This window comes from Streptomyces tailanensis (genome assembly GCF_008386495.1).
GTDB lineage: Bacteria > Actinomycetota > Actinomycetes > Streptomycetales > Streptomycetaceae > Streptomyces > Streptomyces tailanensis.
Genome location: NZ_VTHJ01000088.1, coordinates 1 through 21,402 on the forward strand (window position 1 = coordinate 1; position 21,402 = coordinate 21,402).

Here is a 21,402-nt window from a genome sequence, read left to right on the forward strand (position 1 = left end):
GTCACCCCCACCCCGACTGCTGCCAAAACCCCTCACCACACCCAACGACCACCACCGGTGAAGGTCACACATTCGATGCAAGAACTGCCGTTCCCCTCCCCCGGAAGTGCTCCTGCCGCCGGCCGGAGTGGAGGCGGGCAGCAGCGAGGCGCCGACGCCGGAGAGGATCAGCGGCACGATCATCGCGCGGTGCGCGGTCTCCACCACGATCCGCGGCGCGACGCCCAGCACGGTGCACACGTCGTCCACCGCCGCCCGGGTTTCGGTGCCCGGTGGGGTCACGATCAGGTCCAGCGCGGCCAGTTCACGCGAGGCGATGGTGTCGCCCGGCGGATGCGGGTGATCCGGGGGCAGCACGATGTGCATCTCCTGCTCCGGCAGGTCGATACCGCGGAGCTCCGCCGTGGGCACCGAGGCGTCGACCAGGCCGAGTTCGCACTGACCGGCCGCGACCATGTGCGCCACGGCCGGGCCCTGCTCCGGGTCGACCACGCGCACGGAGACCTTGGGATACGCGTGATGGAAGCGCCCCAGCATGCCGGCGAGCGGATCGACCGAAAGCGTCGTCTGGGACACGATGTCGAGCCGGCCGCCGCTGAGCCCGGGGACTCCACTGACCAGGGAACGGGCCGTGGACAGATCGCGCAGGACCTGCCGCGCCGGCTGGACCAGCGCCTCGCCCGCCGCGGTGAGTGCGACGCCGTGCGGGAGACGGTGAAACAGCCTTCCGCCGAATTCGCGCTCCAGGGTGCGGATCGCATGGGACAGCGAGGGCTGGGCGACATGGAGTGCAATGGCCGCGGCTGTGAATCCGCCGTGCTCGACCACGGCGATGAAATATTCCAGCTGGCGTCGTTCCATCGGGTCTCCGTAAATTCCGGCACACGCTGTCACCGCGGCATGATCAAGCACGCCGACAGACCGGATCGGGCTGCCTGTTCACGGCTTCTCCACCGTCGCGTCCTTACTGTCACCGCTGCTGACCGTAACCCGACCTGTCCCAACGGGCAGTGCCCCAACAGTCAATAGATACATGGCAGTTGAAGCGCATAACTTGCTCCCCGCACAGGGCGGCAGCCTCGACGCGGCGCCGTCCTTTCACCAACGAGGGGACACACAGCCATGCGCAACAGCGCGCCCGGGAAAGCCGTCATAGGTACCGCTCTCGGCACGCTCCTCCTCACCGGCGTCAGCGCCGCGACCGCGCAGGCCGCACCGGCGACGTACGCCATCACCGTCGCCCAGGCCCCGACGGTCAAGACCGTCTACGCCGACACGGCCGCCGCCGCGAGCTGCAAGATCAACACCATCACCGTCACCCGGACCAGCATGTGCCTGCATGTCGACGCCCGTGTCGACGTGCGCAGGAACGGCAAGCCGGTCGGCTCCGCCAGCTTCGACATCAAGCACTCCATGACGCTGAAGACCAACAAGCTGAAGTGGGCGGAGAGCTTCACCGTCGGCAAGGCCAAGCTCGTCAACGCCGGCGGCATCCGCATGAACGTTTCCGTCGGCGGCGGCAAGGGCGTCAAGACCGCCGTCAAGTTCAAGCAGGGGTCCACTCTCGGCCCGGCCCACAAGGGAACCGTCGGCTACGCCGCCAGGGTCGCGAAGAAGAAGCAGCTCGCCGGCCCGGCCTCCTACCGGTTCACCTTCACCAAGCCCGGCTACACGATGGGCAGCTTCACCTACAAGTCCGCCAAGTACCGCTGCGACGACACGTTCTGGGGCCCCAAGAAGCGCACCAAGAACCCCGGCTGCGTCTTCCCGGGCGCCTCCCCGGTCTTCACCCTCTCTCGCAGCGACGCGAAGGTGAAGCAGTCCGCCAACCACATCCTCGACGCCCAGCGCAAGATCTCCGGTCACCCGGGCGCCTCCACCCCGCTGCACCGCATCACCAGCGAGAAGACCATCAACGCCAACCGCCGGGCCATGTGCGCGAAGGTGCACAACCCCGACCCCAAGAAGTACGACTGCGACGAGTACCCGTTCGCCGCCAGCAAGGAGGGCGGCAACCCGGCCCGCGGCAGCACCCGCATCATCTCCGCCAGTGACAACCGCAGCGCCGGCGCCCGCCTCGGCGGCTTCTACAAGGCCCAGCGCGTCCTCAACGGCGACGCCTACTACGTCCGTATCAAGTGACGCCTACTACGTCCGTATCAAGTAAGGCACGCAACGCGCCTGCCACCGTGCCCGTCTACCCTTCCGAGACGTAACCGGCGGGCACAGCAAGCACGATGGGGGTTCTCCATGCATCGCTCCAACTGGCCGCTCCTTGACGGCCGCACCCGGCCGCTCAAGTTGAAGGAGTGGGGCGACCTGGCCGTCATGGACCCCGACGCCGGCAAGCCGCCGCGCGGACGCGGGTTCCTGGCGGCCGAGAAGGACTGGCTGCACATCGACGCCGGAAGCGCCCTGGAGAACCCCATCATCACCCTCTACGCCGGGGACGACCCGGGAGCGGAGAGCGGCTGGGACGAGGTCGAAGAGATCACCGTGCTCTCCACGACCGGCTTCCTCGCCCTGTGCGACAGCGGATACGAGCCTCTGCGCAAGGAGAATCTCGCCACCGCGGGAGTCGGCCCCTACCTGATCCGCGTCCACGCCAGCGACCGGTCGTCGGACGACAAGAGGCCCCGCTTCCTCATCCAGGTCATCCCCGGCGAACGTACGGGCGCCGAGCCCGAGCCGCCCTCCGTCACGATCGAGGAGGCCGCCGGTCCGCTCCTGGTGCGGACGTCCTTCGAGCAGCCGGACGCGTGGGCACGCCTGCTCCGGACCCTCGAAGAAGGCTCCGAGCACTACGACTCGCTCACCGTCATCGACAACCCCGCCTACGCGGGCTTCACGCCGGCTCGGATCCAGGCACGGATCGGGCGCGACGACGAGGACTGGCCCGACAGCACTCTCGTCCTCATCGCCGACGAACGGGCACTGGCCTCCACGGAGCTCCCGCTGCTGGCCGTCGACAACCTGCCCGACGATGACGACGCCCAGTTCAGGATCACCCTCGCGGCGGCCGGTTCCTTCGTCGTCAACATGGAACTGGCGAACACGAGCTTCGGTGAGTGGGGCTCTGGTGTCGACACCGACGGCGTCTACCGGGGAGAGCACTACTGATGGCGGGCGTCCTCGGCTCGGCTCAGGCCGCGGCCGGTACGGTCAGCAGCTTGCCCATCGCGGCGAGCACCCCTGGATCGACCCGGTAGTAGACCCAGGTCCCCCGCCGTTCGGAGACCAGCAGCCCGGCTTCCTTGAGCTTCTTGAGGTGGTGGGAGACGGTCGGCTGGGAGACGCCCACATCGGCGATGTCGCAGACGCAGGCTTCGTTGTCCGGGTGGGAGGCCACCTTGGAGAACAGGCGCAGTCGGACCGGGTCGCCGAGCGCCTTGAACATGACCGCGGTGACCTCGGCCTCCTCCATTGTCAGCTCCCGCTCCGTCAGAGCGGGGCAGCACGGCTCGGCCGGGGGCGCAGCCACCATCTCCTGAAGCTTTGACATGTGTCTATATTGACACCGCTTGCTGTCGATGTGAACGGCCGGAGGCGCACCGGGTCGGGCAGGGTCTTGAACGTCGCAGCCATCTGGCGATTGATTTGATGAGCTTCTATGTTGACGACTGTCTATCTCGGGTCCATGCTGAGGGTATCGACAGACATCGAATCCGAGGGGGTGTCCCTGACGCGGCGCGGGCGATTGCTGCACGCCCCCCGCACCGCAGGCCCACTGATGGCAGGAGGATTTCCCATGCCCCGGCTACAGCTCGCGCTGCGCGTTCCCGATCTGCCGGCAGCGATCACCTTCTACACCAAGCTGTTCGGCACCGAGCCTGCCAAACTCCGCGATGGCTATGCCAACTTCGCCATCGCAGAGCCCCCGCTGAAGCTCGTCCTGACCGAAGGCGCGCCGGGCGAGGACACCCGCCTGGACCACCTCGGCGTCGAGGTCGACAGCAGCGAGGCCGTCCACGCCGCCACCTCCCGCCTCAGCGGGGCCGGCCTGGCCACGACCGAGGAGAGCGACACCACCTGCTGTTACGCCCTCCAGGACAAGGTCTGGGTCCATGGCCCCGGCCAGGAACCGTGGGAGGTCTATGTGGTCAAGGCCGACGCCGACACACTGGCCAGGCAGCAGGACAGCGCCTGCTGCGGCAGCCCGGCCGACACCGACAGCAAGGAACCGGCCACCGTGGGTGGCTGCTGCTGACGACCGTCATGGGCCGAAGGGGCCACGGGACATGGGCCGATGGACCCTTACCCGGCGGGGGTATCCGGCAGGAGCGTGCCGCCCGAGAGCCGCGGTCGGCGAGATGGCCGCCGATGGTGATCATGCCCGGCGGGTCGGGCTCCACGTACAGCTCGGTCGGCTCCAGGAATCTGGCCGACAGGCGACAGGCGACAGGCGACAGGCGACAGGCGACAGGCCGAGCGTGGCGCGTGATCATCTCCGAGCGGGGACGGCCGACCCCGCGCTGTGGCATCTGTTCGACGCGGGGCCCGTACGTCACTGGAACGCGGGACGTTGCGGCGCGGGCATTCCGCCCTACGGCAGCTGTCCCAGCGGATCGACGAAGAGACCGCACTGCTGTCTTCAAGGTCTCGGGCCTCGGTGAGAACGACCAGTCGTGACGCCGCGAGCAGCCCGTCGTCGAGCAGGTCCGTCTGCTGCCTCTCGTACGGCTACGTCATGGTCGTGGCCGACAGATCGGGACGGACGGTCGGCCCGCCGGGTGCTGCCTGGAGCGTGAGCACCATGGTGAGGCCGCCGCCGGGTGTGTCCTCGGCGTTGAGGGTGCCACCCAGGGCCTCGGTGAAGCCGCGGGCGACCGCGAGGCCGAGCCCGACTCCGGCGCCGTGCGGTGCGTCGCCGTACCGCTGGAACGGCGCGAAGATCCGTTCCTTGGCCTCGTCGGGCACACCGGGTCCACAGTCCACCACACGCACCTCGACACGGTCGCCGAGCGCGCTGGCGGAGATGAGGACCTTTTCGCCCGCCGGGCTGTACTTGACGGCGTTCTCCACGACATTGGCGACCGCGCGCTCCAGCAACCCCGGATCCACGGCGACCATGGGCAGCGTCTCCGGGATCTCCAGCTCCACGCTCTCCCCGGGATCCGATACGCCACCCAGCGCCATCGGCACCACCTCGTCCAGGTCGATCTCCCGGATCAGCGGCGTCAGCGTGCCGGTCTGCAGGCGGGACATGTCCAGCAGGTTGCCCACCAGGTGATCGAGGCGGTCCGCGCCTTCCTCGATGCCTTCGAGGAGTTCGGCCTGGTCCTCCTCGGACCACGCCACGTCGTCGGAACGCAACGACGACACCGCGGCCTTGATGGCGGCCAGCGGCGTACGCAGGTCGTGGCTGACGGCGGCCAGCAGGGCGGTGCGGATGCGGTTGCCCTCGGCCAGTTCCTTGGCCTGGTCGGCCTGGACCTGCAGGCGCTGGCGGTCCAGGACCACGGCGGCCTGCGCGGCGAACGCGGCCAGGACGCGGCGGTCCTCGGCGGGCAGTACCCGCCCGGACAGGGCGAGCGACATGTGCTCGCCGACCGGCATGTCGACGTCGGCGTCCTCGGGACGCAGGAGTGGGCGGGTGTCTCCGACGCCGGCTGTGACCCTCCATGGGTCGACGTCGGTTTCCCGTTCCAGCAGCGCCGCCGTGTCCATGCCGAAGGTCTCACGGACGCGCTCGAGGAGCGCCTCCAGACTGGTCTCACCGCGCAGCACGCTGCCCGCCAGGTAGGACAGGATCTCCGCCTCGGCACGCAGCCGGGCGGCCTGGTGGGTACGGCGGGCCGCGAGGTCCACGACCGACGCCACGGACACCGCGACAGCGAAGAAGACGACGATGGCGACGACGTCCTCCGGTTCCGCGATGATCCAGGTGTGGACCGGCGGGGTGAAGAAATAGTTCAGCAGCAGTGACCCGGCGGTCGCCGAGGCGAGGGCCGGCAGCAGGCCGCCGAGCAGTGCCGCACCGACGGTCAGTGCCAGGAAGAGCAGCACGTTGTTGGTGAGGTCCGGGCCCGTGTCGATGTGCGTGAGTACGTAGGTGAGCAGGAGTGGGCCGAATACGCCGACCAGCCAGCCGCAGATCCTGCGCGAGCGTCCCAGGCGGGCGCCGCGCGCGATGGGCAGCCCACGGCCCTTGGCGACCTCGTCGTGGGTGACGATGTGGACGTCCAGGTCGGGGCCCGACTCGCGGGCGACCGTCGCGCTCACGCCGGGGCCGAACATGTACTGCCAGGCCTTGCGGCGGCTGGCGCCGAGCACGATCTGGGTGGCGTTGACCCCACGGGCGAAGTCCAGCAGCGCGGTCGGGATGTCGTCGCCGATGACGTGGTGGAAAGTGCCGCCCAGGTCCTCGACCAGGGTCCGCTGGATGGCCAGTTCCTTGGGCGAGGCCGAGGTCAGGCCGTCGCTGCGGGCGACGTAGACGGCGAGGACCTCACCGCCGGCGCCCTTCTCCGCCAGCCGCGTGGCACGGCGTATCAGGGTCCGGCCCTCCGGACCGCCGGTCAGGCCGACGACGATCCGCTCGCGCGAACCCCAGATCTTCGACACCCGGTGCTCGCTGCGGTACTGCTGGAGGTAGGCGTCGACCCGGTCGGCCACCCACAACAGCGCCATCTCCCGCAGGGCGGTCAGGTTGCCGGGCCGGAAGTAGTTGGAGAGCGCCGCGTCGACCTTGTCCGGTTTGTAGATGTTGCCGTGCGCCATACGGCGGCGCAGGGCCTCCGGTGACATGTCGACCAGCTCGATCTGGTCGGCCCGGCGTACGACCTCGTCCGGCACGGTCTCCTTCTGCCGTACGCCGGTTATGGACTCGACGATGTCCCCGAGCGACTCCAGGTGCTGGATGTTCACCGTCGAGATCACGTCAATGCCCGCGGCCAGCAGTTCCTCGACGTCCTGCCACCGCTTGGTGTTGCGTGAGCCGGGCACGTTCGTGTGCGCCATCTCGTCCACCAGGGCCACCTGCGGTTTGCGGGCCAGCGCGGCGTCCACGTCCATCTCGGTGAACGTGGTGTCCCGGTACTCGATCTCGCGGCGCGGCACCTGCTCCAGGCCGTGCAGCATCACCTCAGTGCGCGGGCGGTTGTGGTGCTCGACGAAGGCGACGACGCAGTCGGTACCGCGCTCGACGCGCCGGTGCGCCTCGGACAGCATCGCGTACGTCTTGCCCACCCCTGGTGCCGCACCGAGGTAGATCCTGAGCTTGCCGCGTCCCATCGTCGTCGCTGCTCCTCGAAGCGGTGGAGGTGCCACTCGGTGGGGGCGAGGCGGAGGTCACGGCTCCCACGCATGGCCTTGCTTCGGCTCAGTCGAGTTCCGCGAAGGCCTCCACCGCCTGGGTCTTGCCGGTGACGATGATGACGTCGCCCTTGGCTATGACGGTCTCGGCGGTCGCGTAGGTGAAGCCCTCGCCGGGGCGCTTGATGCCGACGACGGTGATCCCGTACTTGGAACGGACTTGGCTCTCGCCCAGCGGCATACCGGTGGCGACCTCCGGCGCGACGGTCTTCACCAGCGCGTAGTCGTCGTCGAACTCGATGAAGTCGAGCATGCGCCCGGTCACCAGGTGGGCGACGCGCTCGCCCATGTCGTGTTCGGGCAGCACCACATGGTGCACGCCGAGCCGCTCCAGGATCTGACCGTGCTGGCGGCTGATGGCCTTGGCCCAGATGTTGGGGACCTCCGCCTCCAGCAGGTTGGCGGCGATCAGGATGGAGGCCTCGATGTCGGTGCCGATGCCGACGACGGCGCTGGTGAACTCGTGCACGCCGAGCTGGCGCAGCGTCTCGGGGTCGGTGCAGTCGGCGACGACGGCGTGCGTGAGGTCGTCGCTCAGACGCTGAACGAGCTGGGCGTCGGTGTCGACGCCCAGGACGTCCCAGCCGCGGCGCATCAGCTCGTTGGCGAGTGAACTGCCGAACCGGCCCAGGCCGATGACGGCCACCCGCTGGTCCCCGTGCTGGTCGGAGGCGTGGTGGGCGGTCAGCTGCTTGGTCCGGCGGCGGCGCACGGAGTGCAGGTAGTTAACCAATGACGGGTCGCTCCTCGGGTAGCTCATAACGGCGGGTCCGCTCGCGGAGCGCGAGCGCGGAGACGAGGGTGACCGGGCCGAGCCGGCCGACGAACATGAGCAGGATGACGATCAGTCGGCCAGAGGTCGGCAGGTCCGCGGTGATGCCGGTCGACAGCCCTACTGTGCCGAAGGCGGACACGGCCTCGAAGAGCACCTCCTCGAAGGGTTTGTCCACGACGACCAGCAGAGCGAGGGTCGCGGTCATCACGAAGCCCACGCCGGCCAGGGCGACCGTCAGCGCCTGGCGCAGCACGTGCGGGGCCAGCTTGCGGCCCATGACACCAGAGTGCGGCTCGCCACGGAATTCGGCCAGCATGGCAGCGCCCAGTACGGCGAAGGTGGACACCTTGATGCCGCCCGCGGTGCCCGCGCTCCCGCCACCGACGAACATGAGCATGCAGGTCATCAGCAGGGTGGCGTCGGTCATCGCGCCGATGTCGACGCTGTTGAACCCGGCGGTGCGGGACATGGCGGAGTGGAAGAACCCGGCGAGGATCTTCTCGTGCCAGTCGAAGGATCCGAGCGTGTCGTCGTTGGCCCACTCCAGGGCGCAGGTCAGTACGGTCCCGAGGGCGAGCAGGACGGCGGTGGTGGCCACGGTGAGGCGGAAGTGCAACGACCAGCCCCGGCGACCGGTGAGTCGCTGCCGTCGGTGGTGGCGCAGCAGCTCCAGCAGTACGGGGAAGCCGATGCCGCCCAGGATCACCGCGACCGCGATCGGCAGGGTCACCCATGGGTCTTGGGCGTACTTGGTCAGGCTGTCGGCGTGCAGTCCGAATCCGGCGTTGTTGAACGCGGAGACGGCGTGGAAGAACCCGAGGTACCAGGCGTCCCAGATGGACTCGCCGTAGCCGAAGCGCAGCCGGAGTGCGAGCACGGCGCCCACCGCCAGCTCGACCATCAGCGTGCAGCCCGCCACGCCCAGCAGGACCCTGCGGACGTCGCCGATGCCGAGGCTTTTGGTCTCCGCCTGTGCGGTCAGCTGCATCCGCAGCCGCAGCTTGCCCGAGATCAGCAGCCCCAGCAGCGAGGCCATCGTCATGATCCCGAAGCCGCCGATCTGGAACAGGACCAGGATCACGCCCTCGCCGAAGCCGCTCCAGTAGGTTCCGGTGTCGACCACCACCAGCCCGGTCACGCAGACCGCCGAGGTGGAGGTGAACAGCGCCGTCACGAAGTCCGCGGACGAGCCGTCCTCACTGGCAGCAGGCAGCATGAGCAGGGCGGTGCCCAGCAGGATCACCGCACCGAAGGCCATCACCACGGTGCGCGCCGGGTGCGCCATGAACAGCGACTGCCACCCCCGCGTCGCGCGGGCCGACCTTGCCGCCCGCACCGCACGTCCCGCCAACATCCGGCCCTCTCGCCTGTCGTCACCTCGCCAAGACATCGTCAAGGATCCGTCAGGTCCGCGCCAAGATCCCGGCGCCACACACTAACCGAGCCCCAGAGCGGGGCTGCCGCCGGTGCAGCCGAGCGGGTCGTCGCCCTCGTGGACGCTCCCGGGACGCCCGGCGACGCCAGGTCGACAACCGGCGCAAGGCCTAACAGGGCTGACCCCGGGGCAGCACCACCCACGACCGGGATCCTTTACGTCCCCTTGGCCCCCTTCCGGCGTGCGGCATGGCCATGAGGGCTTCCCGCGCACCTAGCATCGCCAGATGTGAGGTCCCTGCCCAAGCGCCTGCTCGTCGGGCGTCCCTGCGGACCACCCGGCTCGGCGAGACCCTGCTGCCGAAGCGACTGGCCATCCCGGTGTTCTGCGGCGATCCGCTGTCCTCGGTGGCGTACGCCACCGAGGAGATCCTGCTCATCCTCGCCTTCGGCGGCATCGCGCTGCTGCACCTCGCCTGGTCCGTCGCCGCCGCGATCGTCGTGCTGCTGGTGGTGGTGATCACCTCCTCCGGCAGACCTGCCACGCCTGTCCCGGCGGCGGCGCCTACGCGTGTGGGAACAGCTCCCGCACAACCAGAGCGCCCTGCGCCTCAAGACCCGCCTGCTGTTCATGCCCGGCGTCATGGTGACCAGCGTCCCGTTGCCGTGGAGGAAGTAGCATCCGCTGAACGCACAAGGCCCAGGAGGATCGGTCATGGTGGAGTGGCGCCCGTGGCGCGCTGCCGTCCGGCCCGTGCCCGAGCCGCTGGCGACGCCCTTCGTGTGGGCGGCGGCCTTCGTCGGCTCGCTCCTTCTGGTGGCCGTACTGGGAGCCGTCGGAGGGCTGTCGAGTTCCGCCGTCGCCCTCGGCGCGCTGTGCGCGTTCGCCGCTCTGCTCGGCCTGCCCGCACACTTCCGCGCCGCCCCCGGCATCGCCCTCGTGTGCTGGCTGTTCCTCAACGCCTACGCCGTCGCACCGCACGGCGAACTCGCCTGGCAGGGCCACCCCGACATCGCCCGCGTCCTGCTCCTGCTGACTGCCGCACTCCTCGGCACGCTCATCGCACGGATCGTGAACGCGATGGGGGCGCATCGACGCGTCACACCCGTCCACGGACCCGAGTGAGGCGGCAGAGGCATCCCTCCTCTGCACCTGACGGTCAGTGTCCGCACCTCACCTCGAAAATTGCCGGAACCCGGCAACGAATACCCCTCCGCAGTGCCCGTTGGCGATCTATAAAAGACGCATCAAGAACAGGTAAGGTTCCCCCCGGTGTGCCGGGAAGCCTGGTCGGCGAGCAAGGGATCACTCTCTCTCCGATCGGGGGCTGGGCCATGGTGCTCGTGGTGGTGTTCGGCGTCGCACTGTTGATAGCGGTGCTGTTGTCCGGCCTGGCGGCACGGACCGTACTGTCCACCTCCTTCCTCTTCCTCGTCGGCGGCGCGCTCGTCAGCGACGGCTTCCTCGGTCTGATCCACATCACGCCGGACAGCGAGATCGTGTCCGTCACGGCCGATCTGGCGCTGTTCGCGGTGCTGTTCACCGACGGCATGCACGTCTCCTTCCCGAAACTGCGCGAGAACTGGCGCAACCCGGCCCGCGCGCTCGGGCTCGGCATGCCGCTGGCCTTCGTCGGGATGGCGCTGGTCACGCACTTCGTGGTGGGCCTGGACTGGACGACGTCCTTCCTCGTCGGCGCCGTGCTCGCGCCCACGGACCCGGTGTTCGCCTCCGCGATCGTCGGGCGTAAGGAAGTCCCTTCCAAGTTGCGGCAGTTGCTGAACGTGGAGAGCGGCATCAACGACGGGCTCGCCCTGCCGGTGGTGCTCATCCTGATCGCCGCGGCCGGGCCGACCTCCGGTCACGCCGAGGCCGACCTCGGGAAGATCGCGCTGGAGCTGGTCCTCGGCCTGGTCTTCGGCATCGTCATCCCGTTCGTGGTGATCGAGCTCGTACGGTTCCGGCTGCTGGGCGCCGAGCCCAAGCTGCAACCACTGCTGCCGCTGGCCATCGGCGTGATCCTGTACGCGCTGTGCCACCTCACGCACGCCAACCCCTACCTCGCCGCGTTCTCCGCGGGCGCGGTGCTCACCGCGCGCTCGCTGGAGGCGAAGGAGGCGTTCGAGCCGCTCGGCGAGGCGCTGGCGGAGCTGGCCAAGTTCGCGGCACTGCTGGTGTTCGGCGCGCTGCTGACCCCGAAGCTTTTCGGTGACCTGTCCATCGGCGGGTACGTCGCAGTCGTCCTCGCCATCGTGCTGATCCGGCCGGCCTCGCTGCTGCTGTCGCTGATCGGCACCCGGTTCACCCGGCAGGAGAAGCTGGTCGCCGCCTGGTTCGGGCCGAAGGGCTTCGCCTCGGTGGTGTACGGGCTGCTGGTGCTGCAGGCCGGGATCCCGCAGGGCGAGGAGGCGTTCACGCTCATCGCCGTGTGCATCGCCTTCTCGATCGTCGCGCACAGCTCGACCGACGTGCCGATCGCCCGCCTCTTCCACGTCGAGGACCTCGTCGGCGTACCCGGCGACGACGAGGCATCCCGTAAGACCGAGGAGGCCCGCACCGACGAGGCCCGCACCGAGGAGGCCGGCCGTGTCGGCCCGTGAACTAGCCGAGCCTTATCACATCGCGGCCCTCATGGCGCGAACGCACAGTTCTTTGGTCGCCGTCGTTGAAAGCGACGGCGACCAGGCCCGGTCGGCAGGCGCCATGACGGCCGGCCGCCTGATGGAACAACTCATCGGAGGATCGTGAACGGCTGGCAGAGCTGGGCGGCGATCGCCGTCTTCGTGGCCACGTACGGCCTGGTCATCAGCGAGAAGATCCACCGCGTGGGCGCGGCGCTCGGCGGCGCCGCGCTGATGCTGGCGATCGGCGCCACCGACGACAAGTCGGCGTTCTTCTCCGAGCACAGCGGGGTCGACTGGAACGTCATCTTCCTGCTGATGGGCATGATGATGATCGTCGGCGTGCTCAAGAAGACCGGCATGTTCGAGTACCTGGCCATCTGGGCGGTGAAGCGGGCGCGGGCCAGACCTTTCCGCGTGATGGTCATGCTCATCGTGATCACCGCGGTCGCCTCGGCGCTCCTCGACAACGTCACCACCGTCCTGCTGATCGCCCCGGTGACCCTGCTGGTGTGCGAGCGGCTGGCGCTGCCCGCGGCGCCGTTCCTGATCGCGGAGGTGATGGCCTCCAACATCGGCGGCACCGCGACCCTGGTCGGCGACCCGCCCAACATCATCATCGCCAGCCGCGCCGGCCTGACCTTCAACGACTTCCTGATCCACCTCGCCCCGCTGTCCGCGATCCTCGTCGTGGTGCTCGTCGCCCTGTGCCGGTTCCTGTTCCGCAAGTCCTTCGTCTACGACGAGGCGCGCGCCGAGGAGGTCATGGCCCTGGAGGAACGCGAGGCCATCCGCGACCCCCGCCTGCTGATCCAGGGCCTGATCGTCCTGCTCCTGGTCGTCATCGGGTTCGTGCTCCATCCTGTGCTGCACTACGAGCCCAGCGTCGTCGCCCTGCTCGGCGCGGGCCTGCTCATCGCGGTCTCCTCCGCGGAGACCGGCGACGTGCTGAAGGAGGTCGAGTGGCCCACGCTCGCCTTCTTCGCCGGGCTGTTCATCATGATCGGCGGCCTGATCGAGACCGGTGTCATCGGCGAGATCTCCACCTCCCTCGCCGACGCCATCGGCGACAACGAGCTGGGCGGCTCGATGCTGATGGTGACCGCCTCGGCCGTGCTGTCCGGCATCGTGGACAACATCCCCTACGTCGCCACCATGGCCCCGATCACCGCCGACCTGGTGGAGAACATGGGCGGCGCACCCGACCACGTCATGTGGTGGGCCCTGGCCATCGGCGCCGACCTGGGCGGAAACGCCACCGCGATCGGCGCCAGCGCCAACGTCGTCGTCCTCGGCATCGCCGAACGCAGCCGCCAGCCCATCACGTTCTGGCAGTTCACCAAGTACGGCCTGGTCGTCACGGTCGTCACCGTGGCGCTGTCCGTCCTGTACGTGTGGCTGCGCTACTTCGCCCTGGCCTGAGGGGGGTCACCGACGTCATGGTCCTGTTCCCCCAGCCCACACGAGGGGTCCCGCGGCCGGGACACATGATCGTGTGCGGCGACGACGCGCTCGCCGAGCGGCTGGCCGGCGAACTCGCCACGGTGTACCGGGAGCGCGTCACCCTCGTCGTGCCGCCCGCACCCGGGGCCGGCCCGGCAGGGCGCGCGCCCCAGGCCGCCACGCTGCTCGGACGATTGCAGGCGGCGATGAGCCGTACGGACGCGGACCTCGCGGCACCGCGGGTGGTCGAGGCTCCCGTCCTGGACGAGGCCGCCCTGGCCGGGGCAGGCACGCGTGAGGCCGCCGCGCTGGCGCTGGTGCACGACGACGACGCGACCAACATCCACGCCGCGCTGGCCGCCCGCCGCCTCAACCCCCGGCTGCGCCTGGTCATCCGGCTCTACAACCGCAGGCTCGGCCAGCACCTGGAGGAACTCCTCGACCAGGCCGCCGCCCTCGCCGTACCCGGCCTGGACCCGGAGGCCCTGGACACGTCCACCACCATCCTGTCGGACGCCGACACGGCCGCCCCGGCACTGGCGGCCACCGCGGTCGCCGGCACCAGCAAGGTCGTCCAGGCCGACGGACTGCTGCTGCGCGCGGTCGAACGCACCCCGCCGCGCCCCGGTGAGGCGGCCGACCCGGGCCTGTGCACGCTCGCCCTGCTCTCCTCGACCACCAGCGACCCGGCGGGCGCGGAAGGCTCGGACGCCAGCGGCCGGGAGGGGCCGACGCTGCTGCCCGACCACGACACGGTGACCGCCGCCACGGGGCGCGGCACGGTGGTCCTCGAGACCATCACGCATACCGGGCGCACTCCCCCACCGGGCCGCCTCGCGGGGCGAGGACTGCCGCTGGGCCGGCTCTTCTCGCGCCGAGTGCGCTGGTCACTGGCCGGACTGGTGACCTGCGTACTGGGACTGGCTGTCGCGACCTGGCTGACCACCGACGACCACCCACTCCACGCCGCCTACCTCACCCTGCTCGACCTCTTCGCCATCGGCGACCCGGCCCTCGGCGAACCCACCGCCCGCCAGGTACTGCAGCTCCTGTCCGGCCTGGCCGGACTGCTGCTCATGCCCGTGCTGCTCGCCGCCGTCCTGGAGGCACTGGGCACCTTCCGCACCGCCTCAGCGCTGCGCCGCCCGCCCCGCGGCCTGTCCGGCCACGTCGTCCTCCTCGGCCTCGGCAAGATCGGCACCCGCGTACTGTCCCGGCTGAAGGAACTCGGCATCCCCGTGGTGTGCGTGGAGGAGGACCCCGAGGCACGCGGCATCCCGCTCGCCCGCCGCCTGCGCGTGCCCACCGTCCTCGGCGATGTCACCCAGGAAGGCGTTCTCGAAGCCGCCGGGATCCACCGCGCACATGCCCTGCTGGCCCTCACCAGCAACGACACCACCAACCTGGAAGCGGCCCTGTACGCCCGCTCCCTCAGGCCCGACCTCCGGGTGGCGCTGCGCCTGTACGACGACGACTTCGCCACCGCCGTCTACCGCACCCTGCGCGCCGCCCACCCCCGGGCCCTCACCCGTAGCCGCAGCGTCTCCACCCTCGCCGCCCCCGCCTTCGCCGGAGCCATGATGGGCCGCCAGATCCTGGGCGCCATCCCGGTCGAACGCCGCGTCCTGCTCTTCGCCGCCCTCAAGGTCGCCGGACACCCACAGCTGGAGGGGCGCACGATCGCCGAGTCGTTCCGGCCCGGCGGCTGGCGCGTCATCGCCCTGGACACCGCCGAACCGGACCAGCGCCTCCCCGACCTCGCCGCCACGCCGGCCCACGACGACACCGACCGCCCCGCCGGCCTCGTCTGGGACCTCCACCCGGGGTACGTCCTGCGGCCCCAGGACCGGGTGGTCCTCGCGGCGACCCGCCAGGGGTTGGCGGAACTCCTCGGTCGACGACCACAGCTCCGGGCACGGCCCACCGACGCGTAGCCGAAGGCTTTGCCGGGCACGCGCCCGCTGCCGGCTTGAGCACCGGCAGCACACCTCCGGTGTCCCCCTGGTGAGAGGCGCCGCGTATGTTTCGCGTCAATGACCTGGCCTCATACCCCGCGGGTGTACGACGCTGAGAAGAGGTGCTGTTACAGCAGAACTCCAGCAGATGAGGAGCCCGCCGTGCGTGCTCGTGACCTGGCGGTTGCATACGAAACGGTGAGCGTCGACAGCGACGCGATGGGGGCGGCCCGGCTCATGGCGGAGCACAAGCTTCCGGGCCTGTTGGTGCTCGATGAGCGCGGCGAACCGAAGGCGATCCTGCCGGCCTCCCAGATGGTCAAGTTGCTGGTCCCCGCCTACGTGGTCGAGGACCCCACACTCGCCGCCGTCGTCGACGAGAAACACGCCGACCGCCTGTGCCAGGCTCTGGCAGGCCGCAGCGTCGGAGACTGCCTGTCCAGCAAGGCGGCCCCACCGCCGATCGCCGACCCCGACGACACCGCGCTGGAGGTGGCCGCGCTCATGGCAGAGGTGCGCAGCCCGCTGGTGGCCGTCGCGGAGAAGGACAAGGCCGGAACGCATCTGCTCGGCGTGATCACCGCCTCGCATCTCCTGCATGAACTCCTCGGCGCGGCGGGGGCGGTCAGCACGGGGTGACCGACAAGCAGGCTGCTCCAGGCCGGAGGACCGCAGGCCCCCGGGGAACGCCTCAGCGTCGACGCGCCGCCCCAAGCTCTCCAGCCAGGGACGGGCACTCGAACCGCCCGGCTCTACTCGTCTACTCGGCCAACAACGCCGCAAGACGGGCAGCGGTCCGCTCGCCGACCCGCTGTTTGATCAGCCCCTCCTTGGCCGCCGCACGCAGCCTGACCTCCGAGCTGGAGCCGGTCTCCCTGCCCTTCGTCACCGAGGCCGTGACAAGGACAGGGTTCATGCCGCCGGCCCCACCGCCGGCGACGACACGGACCGTGTGCTGGTCTCCGCCAGGTTGAACAGGCTGGGGATCCACTGTTCGTCCTTCTCGTCCGAGCACTTCGACGACGTGCTCGACGGCGTCTTCGAACGCCAAGGGGAGAACCAGGTCGATCTCGTGGACGTTCTTCTTCATCAGCTTGGCCACGAGCCGGATCAGTCCGCCACGAACTCCGACAGGAGTCGCCAGAGCCGCCATTTCCTCGGCCAGGATCTCGTCCTCGTTCCGCCGCATGCTCTCCCCCCTTCTCGTTGACGGGCCCGGGCAGCTTGGTGGCTGCCCGGGCCCGCCCGGTGCTCTCGCTCGGCCGGACAATGGGTCAGCCGGTGATCTCCACCTTCCCGTTGAGCTCGGCCGACGGCTGCTCCCCGGCCCCGCCGTCCCGCCGGGTGATCCCCTTCAGCAGCTCGGCGAGGTCGACTCCGGTGGTGGAGCTGAGGAGTTCGACGCCCTGCGCGACGTTGTCGGCGACCGTGCGCGACAACTGGCTCGCACCGTCCGTGGAGATGACCGTCATCTTGTCCACGGCGCTCAGCGGCTCGGACGCCTTGGCGACGACCTGCGGCAGCACCTCGACCAGCATCTGCAGCACAGCCGCGTCACCGTACTGCGCGAAGGCATCGGCCTTCTTCCGCATCGCCTCGGCCTCGGCCGCACCCTTCGCACCGATCGCCGCCGCGTCCGCCTCACCCTCCAGGCGTACGGCCTCCGCGATCGCCGCACGCCGGGACCGCTCGGCCTCACCCTGCTTCAGACCCTCGACAGCCTCCGCCTCGGCCAGCGCGGAGCGCCGCTGCTTCTCACCCTCACCGGTCAGCCGCGCCCGCTCGGCCTCCGCCTGCGCGGCCGCGATGCCCGCCGACTTCTCCGCCTCGGCCTGCTTGACCCGGGCCACCCGCTTGGCCTCCGCCTCCTGCTCGGAGGCGTACCGCTGGGCATCCGCCGGCTTACGGACCTGGGTGTCGAGCTGACGGTCGGTCAGCGCGGCCTGCCGCTCGGCGACCTTCTCCTGCTCGGCGAGGATGTCCTGCTGCCGGGCCGCCTCGGCCAGCGGTCCGGCCGCCGCCGCGCGAGCCGCGGCCTCGTCGGTCTCGGCCTTGATCTCCGCCTGCTTGAGGTAGAAGGTCCGCTGCGCGACCGCGATCTCCTCCTCCGCCTTCAGCCGGGCCTGCTCGGCCGCCCGCCGGGCGACGGCCTCGGCGATGTCGGCGTCCTGCTTGGCCCGGGCCGCCTCGGGCCGGCCCAGGTCCTCCAGGTAGGAGCCCTCGGTGGTGATGTCCTGGATCTGGAACGCGTCCAGCACCAGACCCTGCCCCGACAGGCTCGCCTCCGCCTCCTCGGCGACCTGCCCGGCGAACGCGGCCCGGTCGCGGATGATGTCCTCCACCGACATCCGGCCGACGATGGCGCGCAGCGCGCCGGAGAGCACCTCCTGCGTGAAGCCGACGATGCCGTCCTGCTGCATCAAAAACCGCTGCGCGGCGGCACGGATGGAGTCCTCGGTGCCGCCGACCTTCACGATCGCGACACCGTCCAGGTTGGCCTTCACCCCACGCAGGGTGACCGCACCGCGCACCGCGACCGGGATGTGCCGCGAGGACAGATCGAGAGTGAACTTCTGCTGCACGAACGGCACGACGAACACCCCGCCGCCGACCACGACCTTCTGGCCGCTGTTGTCGGTGAACACCCGGCCCGTCTCCGGGTCGGTGGACCTCTTGCCCCGCCGACCGGTGACGATGAACGCCTCGCTCGGCCCGGCCACCTTGTAGCGGCTCATGACGACCAACGCGATCAGCACGAGGAGTACGACGACTCCCACGACCGCGACAACGACGAGACTCATGACAATGCCCCCGAATCACACAGGAAAAGGAACAGAAAGGAACGAAAGAGAGACCAGGAGCCGGAACCGGAAGGCTCAGCGCTCGACCGGGCGCACGGACACCGCCGTATGGGACAGCGCCTGGTCCACCCAGACCTCGGCGCCGCGGGCCATGGGGACCGGGCTCTTCGCCGCGAGCTTCACGGGCTGCCCGGCCAACCGCACCAGCACCTCGCCATAGCCGCCCGCGGGGATCGCGGTGACCACCGAACCCGACGCCCCGATCAGATCGTCGTCACGCGGAGCCGCACCGGACGGGTCGTTCATCAACGCGCGGCTGAGGCGATACGTGAGCCAGCCCGTGACCACACCGGCCGGAACGCCGACCGCGGTGGCCCCCACCGGCCCCAGCCCGATGCCCCCCACGACGATCGCGCCGGAGAACCCGAACATGGACACGAAACCGGCGATGACCGGAAGCGACAGCATCCCGTCGAACAAGCCGTCCAGCACGCCGACGCCATCGAACAGCCCCTCGAGCACACCGTCGAAGACGAGCGACAGCGCAAGGAGGACGACCCCCGCGATGCCGAGACCGAGAAACCAGGCCATCCGCCTCACCGCCTCTCCTTGCGCTCCCCCGTCGTGGAACGCATACTCACACGCCAACGCGGCCCCACACATTGCCTTGTTCCGGCAATCTTTACGCGGGTTCAATGCCGCGCTCTTCACAGTCGGAGCCGCACTCTGTCCGCCTGCGGCTGATGGCGTCCGAAGCCCGGGTGCGGTGTCGCGGGTCGCGGATTCCTCGCGTTGCGGCCGATTCGATCCGCGGCGTATCGATGTCGACTTCCATACGTCGCCGGTCTCGGCGGATGAGCACGGCCGTACTGGCGGCAATGATCAGAATGGCCACGCCGGGCATCACGAAATACACCATCACTGTTCCTTTCGACCGGCGGCATGCCAGCGCGCGCGTGACAACCGACTCAACAGCGGTGGGGCGAGCAGGCCGATGACGGACGGCTCAGGCGGCGCGGTCACGCGTCCGGAGCGGGCCCTCGGATGCGGGGCACGGCACGCGCCGGAGGGGCTCGTCGGCCTCGTCGCGGAGGACGGGCGGGACGGGCGCCGGACCGGTCGGGTCGAAGCTGTCCACCTCGGCGACGCCCACCGCGACGAGCAACCAGAAACACACGACCACGACGAGGGCAGTGGTGAACAGGATCGTGGGCAGACCCGTCGCGGCCTCCAACAACGCCCGCACGTCTCAGCCCCTCTCCCCTGCAGAGCACGCGTCAATGACGCATGGCTCCCCTACCGGCTCTGATGCCGGACACCTGCCGGTGTCCGGCACCGGAGCCATCCGCCGTGCTCCCCACACGTCATGCTGCACGCCCCCACCCCGCCCGCGCATTGCCGTATCCCGGCAGTGTTCTTTAGGGTCTGCATGCCGGTCGGTCGCCAAGAACCCGTCACCGGCGCGTCAAGAATGCGGGGGACGACGTGACGGACCGGGAGATTCCCGAGCAGTATCTCGACGGCTACGCCCACATCCTGGCCGAGGTCTCGGCGACCGGCCGGCGCCTCACCCGGGACGAGACAGCGTCCCGGCGGGCCCTGGGAGAACAGGCCGCGGACGCCGGCTTCGGACTGCGCGCCCTCGTCAACGCCCACCTCTCCGCCGCCCGGGCGGTCTGGCCCCACGCACCCGCCTCGGCCGACAGCACGCTCGCCGCCGTACAGCAGGTCATCGACGCCTTCGCCGAGGGCTACGAACAGGCCCAGCACCTCGCCGTACGCCAGGAGGAGGCAGCTCGCCGGGAGTTCATCGACGACCTCCTCTACGGCCGCAGCGACCTCGGTCGCCTGGCCGAACGCGCCGAACGCTTCGGCCTGCGCCTCTCCCACGCCCACGCGGTCGCCGTGGCACAGGGCCGGATCTCCTACGAGGAGGGCGCACCCGTGCCCCGGCGGGTGGAGCGCGCGCTCATCTCCCGCTTCGGCGACCGCAGCATCCTGCTCACCACCAAGGACGGCCGCCTGCTGTGCATCGCGCCCGGCCACCAGGACGAGGTGCTCACCTACTTCGCCAAGCAGGCACACGCCGCCACCGACGGCGGCCGGGTCGCCATCGGCCGCGCCCAGCCGGGGCCCGGCGGGGTCGTACAGTCGTACGAAGAAGCCCTGAACACCCTCGAACTGGCCGACCGCCTCGCCCTCGACGATCCGGTCCTGCGCGCCGCCGACCTGCTCGTCTACCCGGTCCTGACTCGCGACCGCCAGGCCATGGCCGACCTCGTCCGAAGCTCCCTCGGCCCACTCACCACAGCACGCGGCGGCGCCCAGCCCCTGCTGGACACCTTGACCGCCTACTTCGACTCCGGCTGCACAGCCGCCGAGGCCGCCCGCCGCCTCTCACTCAGCGTGCGCGCCCTGACCTACCGCCTGGAACGCATCCGCCAACTCACCGGCGCCAACCCCGCCGACCCCGCCCACCGCTACATGCTCCAGACCGCCGTCATCGGCGCCCGCCTGCTGGACTGGCCCACCAAGGACCTCTGACACCAGTACGCGGCCGCCGACGTCCTCCGTCCGAATCCGTCCCTCCCGTCACGGTGCGCCGGGAGGATGACGGCATCCCCAAGGCGACCGAGGGCCCCTTCTCGGACGGCGAGGAGACGCTGGGCGGCTACGTCCTCGTCGAGGTCGCCGACCGGGATGCCGCCGTGGACATCGCCAAAACGTGGCCGACCCCGGAGACCTTCGAGGTACGCCCCCTCTGGACGGCCGAGTAGGAGCCAAGCCGGGGCGGTGCCGGGAAGGCAACCCGCACGCCCGGCACGACGTCCACCACCACGACCACCGCCACGACCGATCCACGAAGGAATCAAAGGAATCCCCGTATGCGCAAGCTCGTGTACTACATCGCCTCCACCCTCGACGGCTTCATCGCCGGACCGGACGGCGGCGACCCCACGGGGCCGGGAGGCTTCTGGACCCCCACGGACGACTACGTCCGGCACCTCATCGCCGAATTGATGTGCCCCGGGTCTGATGGAGCCGGGTTGCTGAAGAATTGACCGTCCAGCAGCACCCGGAGGCTGTCATGCCCCGTGGTTGTCCTCCCGAGTTCCGC

The 21,402-nt window shown here is 69.9% G+C and carries 20 protein-coding genes and 1 pseudogene; 11 read left to right on the forward strand and 10 right to left on the reverse strand.

The features are described from left to right. On the reverse strand, window positions 1-861 hold an 861-nt coding region (locus F3T56_RS41345; RefSeq protein WP_149830617.1), incomplete at its 3' end, for a LysR family transcriptional regulator. A 261-nt stretch (window positions 862-1,122) separates the two neighbouring features. On the opposite strand from F3T56_RS41345, the gene F3T56_RS41350 reads away from it, so the two are divergent. Together F3T56_RS41350 and F3T56_RS41355 are read left to right on the forward strand one after the other, a co-directional pair. After that, complete coding sequence (locus tag F3T56_RS41350; RefSeq protein WP_149830618.1) at window positions 1,123-2,142, forward strand: NucA/NucB deoxyribonuclease domain-containing protein; 1,020 nt, start codon at window positions 1,123-1,125, stop codon at window positions 2,140-2,142. 108 nt (window positions 2,143-2,250) lie between these two features. Then, the gene (locus F3T56_RS41355) at window positions 2,251-3,120 is read left to right on the forward strand and encodes a DUF6924 domain-containing protein (RefSeq protein ID WP_149830619.1); all 870 of its coding nucleotides are present in this window, start codon (window positions 2,251-2,253) and stop codon (window positions 3,118-3,120) included. A gap of 22 nt (window positions 3,121-3,142) precedes the next feature. On the opposite strand, the gene F3T56_RS41360 is transcribed toward F3T56_RS41355, so the two are convergent. Beyond that, window positions 3,143-3,502, reverse strand: coding sequence for an ArsR/SmtB family transcription factor (locus tag F3T56_RS41360; RefSeq protein ID WP_149830620.1), 360 nt, complete (start codon window positions 3,500-3,502; stop codon window positions 3,143-3,145). A gap of 246 nt (window positions 3,503-3,748) precedes the next feature. Between F3T56_RS41360 and F3T56_RS41365 the strand changes: the two genes are divergently transcribed. Beyond that, complete coding sequence (locus F3T56_RS41365) at window positions 3,749-4,207, forward strand: ArsI/CadI family heavy metal resistance metalloenzyme (protein WP_149830621.1); 459 nt, start codon at window positions 3,749-3,751, stop codon at window positions 4,205-4,207. Window positions 4,208-4,680: 473 nt separating this feature from the next. Here the strand turns inward: F3T56_RS41365 and F3T56_RS41370 are convergent, their stop codons facing one another. The 3 genes from F3T56_RS41370 to F3T56_RS41380 form a co-directional block, all read right to left on the reverse strand. Next, the gene (locus tag F3T56_RS41370) at window positions 4,681-7,233 is read right to left on the reverse strand and encodes a sensor histidine kinase (protein WP_149830622.1); all 2,553 of its coding nucleotides are present in this window, start codon (window positions 7,231-7,233) and stop codon (window positions 4,681-4,683) included. Between the two features lie 88 nt (window positions 7,234-7,321). Further along, on the reverse strand, window positions 7,322-8,047 hold the full coding sequence (locus F3T56_RS41375) for a potassium channel family protein (RefSeq protein WP_246204380.1): 726 nt from the start codon (window positions 8,045-8,047) through the stop codon (window positions 7,322-7,324). Further along, complete coding sequence (locus F3T56_RS41380; RefSeq protein WP_149830623.1) at window positions 8,040-9,443, reverse strand: TrkH family potassium uptake protein; 1,404 nt, start codon at window positions 9,441-9,443, stop codon at window positions 8,040-8,042. Before F3T56_RS41380 ends, F3T56_RS41375 begins: the two co-directional genes overlap by 8 nt. Window positions 9,444-10,178: 735 nt before the next feature. Between F3T56_RS41380 and F3T56_RS41385 the strand changes: the two genes are divergently transcribed. The 5 genes from F3T56_RS41385 to F3T56_RS41405 all read left to right on the forward strand — a co-directional run bounded on the left by F3T56_RS41385 (window position 10,179) and on the right by F3T56_RS41405 (window position 16,122). Further along, the gene (locus tag F3T56_RS41385; RefSeq protein WP_149830624.1) at window positions 10,179-10,589 is read left to right on the forward strand and encodes a hypothetical protein; all 411 of its coding nucleotides are present in this window, start codon (window positions 10,179-10,181) and stop codon (window positions 10,587-10,589) included. 209 nt (window positions 10,590-10,798) lie between these two features. Continuing rightward, window positions 10,799-12,064: a cation:proton antiporter gene (locus F3T56_RS41390; RefSeq protein WP_246204386.1), complete on the forward strand. Its 1,266-nt coding sequence runs from the start codon at window positions 10,799-10,801 to the stop codon at window positions 12,062-12,064. 144 nt (window positions 12,065-12,208) lie between these two features. Next, window positions 12,209-13,507: an ArsB/NhaD family transporter gene (locus F3T56_RS41395; RefSeq protein WP_149830625.1), complete on the forward strand. Its 1,299-nt coding sequence runs from the start codon at window positions 12,209-12,211 to the stop codon at window positions 13,505-13,507. 65 nt (window positions 13,508-13,572) lie between these two features. Then, window positions 13,573-15,462 (forward strand): NAD-binding protein, encoded by a 1,890-nt coding sequence (locus F3T56_RS41400; RefSeq protein WP_149830626.1) that lies wholly within the window; start codon window positions 13,573-13,575, stop codon window positions 15,460-15,462. 183 nt (window positions 15,463-15,645) lie between these two features. Next, window positions 15,646-16,122, forward strand: a complete 477-nt coding sequence (locus tag F3T56_RS41405) for a CBS domain-containing protein (RefSeq protein ID WP_149830627.1) — start codon at window positions 15,646-15,648, stop codon at window positions 16,120-16,122. 121 nt (window positions 16,123-16,243) lie between these two features. Here the strand turns inward: F3T56_RS41405 and F3T56_RS41410 are convergent, their stop codons facing one another. The 5 genes from F3T56_RS41410 to F3T56_RS41430 form a co-directional block, all read right to left on the reverse strand. Further along, the gene (locus tag F3T56_RS41410; protein WP_149830628.1) at window positions 16,244-16,672 is read right to left on the reverse strand and encodes a hypothetical protein; all 429 of its coding nucleotides are present in this window, start codon (window positions 16,670-16,672) and stop codon (window positions 16,244-16,246) included. An 85-nt stretch (window positions 16,673-16,757) separates the two neighbouring features. Continuing rightward, window positions 16,758-18,284: a flotillin family protein gene (locus F3T56_RS41415; protein WP_149830629.1), complete on the reverse strand. Its 1,527-nt coding sequence runs from the start codon at window positions 18,282-18,284 to the stop codon at window positions 16,758-16,760. Between the two features lie 75 nt (window positions 18,285-18,359). Continuing rightward, a complete protein-coding gene (locus tag F3T56_RS41420) occupies window positions 18,360-18,875 on the reverse strand; it encodes a hypothetical protein (protein ID WP_149830630.1) in 516 nt (171 codons plus the stop codon). A 91-nt stretch (window positions 18,876-18,966) separates the two neighbouring features. Next, window positions 18,967-19,203: a hypothetical protein gene (locus tag F3T56_RS41425; protein WP_149830631.1), complete on the reverse strand. Its 237-nt coding sequence runs from the start codon at window positions 19,201-19,203 to the stop codon at window positions 18,967-18,969. Between the two features lie 87 nt (window positions 19,204-19,290). Then, the gene (locus F3T56_RS41430; protein WP_149830632.1) at window positions 19,291-19,530 is read right to left on the reverse strand and encodes a hypothetical protein; all 240 of its coding nucleotides are present in this window, start codon (window positions 19,528-19,530) and stop codon (window positions 19,291-19,293) included. 239 nt (window positions 19,531-19,769) lie between these two features. Here F3T56_RS41430 and F3T56_RS41435 point away from each other — a divergent pair, with 239 nt between their 5' ends. The 3 genes and pseudogenes from F3T56_RS41435 to F3T56_RS41445 form a co-directional block, all read left to right on the forward strand. Further along, window positions 19,770-20,828: a PucR family transcriptional regulator gene (locus tag F3T56_RS41435; protein ID WP_149830633.1), complete on the forward strand. Its 1,059-nt coding sequence runs from the start codon at window positions 19,770-19,772 to the stop codon at window positions 20,826-20,828. 53 nt (window positions 20,829-20,881) lie between these two features. Then, on the forward strand, window positions 20,882-21,061 hold the full coding sequence (locus tag F3T56_RS41440; protein WP_172639393.1) for a YciI family protein: 180 nt from the start codon (window positions 20,882-20,884) through the stop codon (window positions 21,059-21,061). A gap of 108 nt (window positions 21,062-21,169) precedes the next feature. Further along, window positions 21,170-21,301, forward strand: a pseudogene (locus F3T56_RS41445) (dihydrofolate reductase family protein); the annotation flags it as partial. Between the last annotated feature and the right edge of the window lie 101 nt (window positions 21,302-21,402).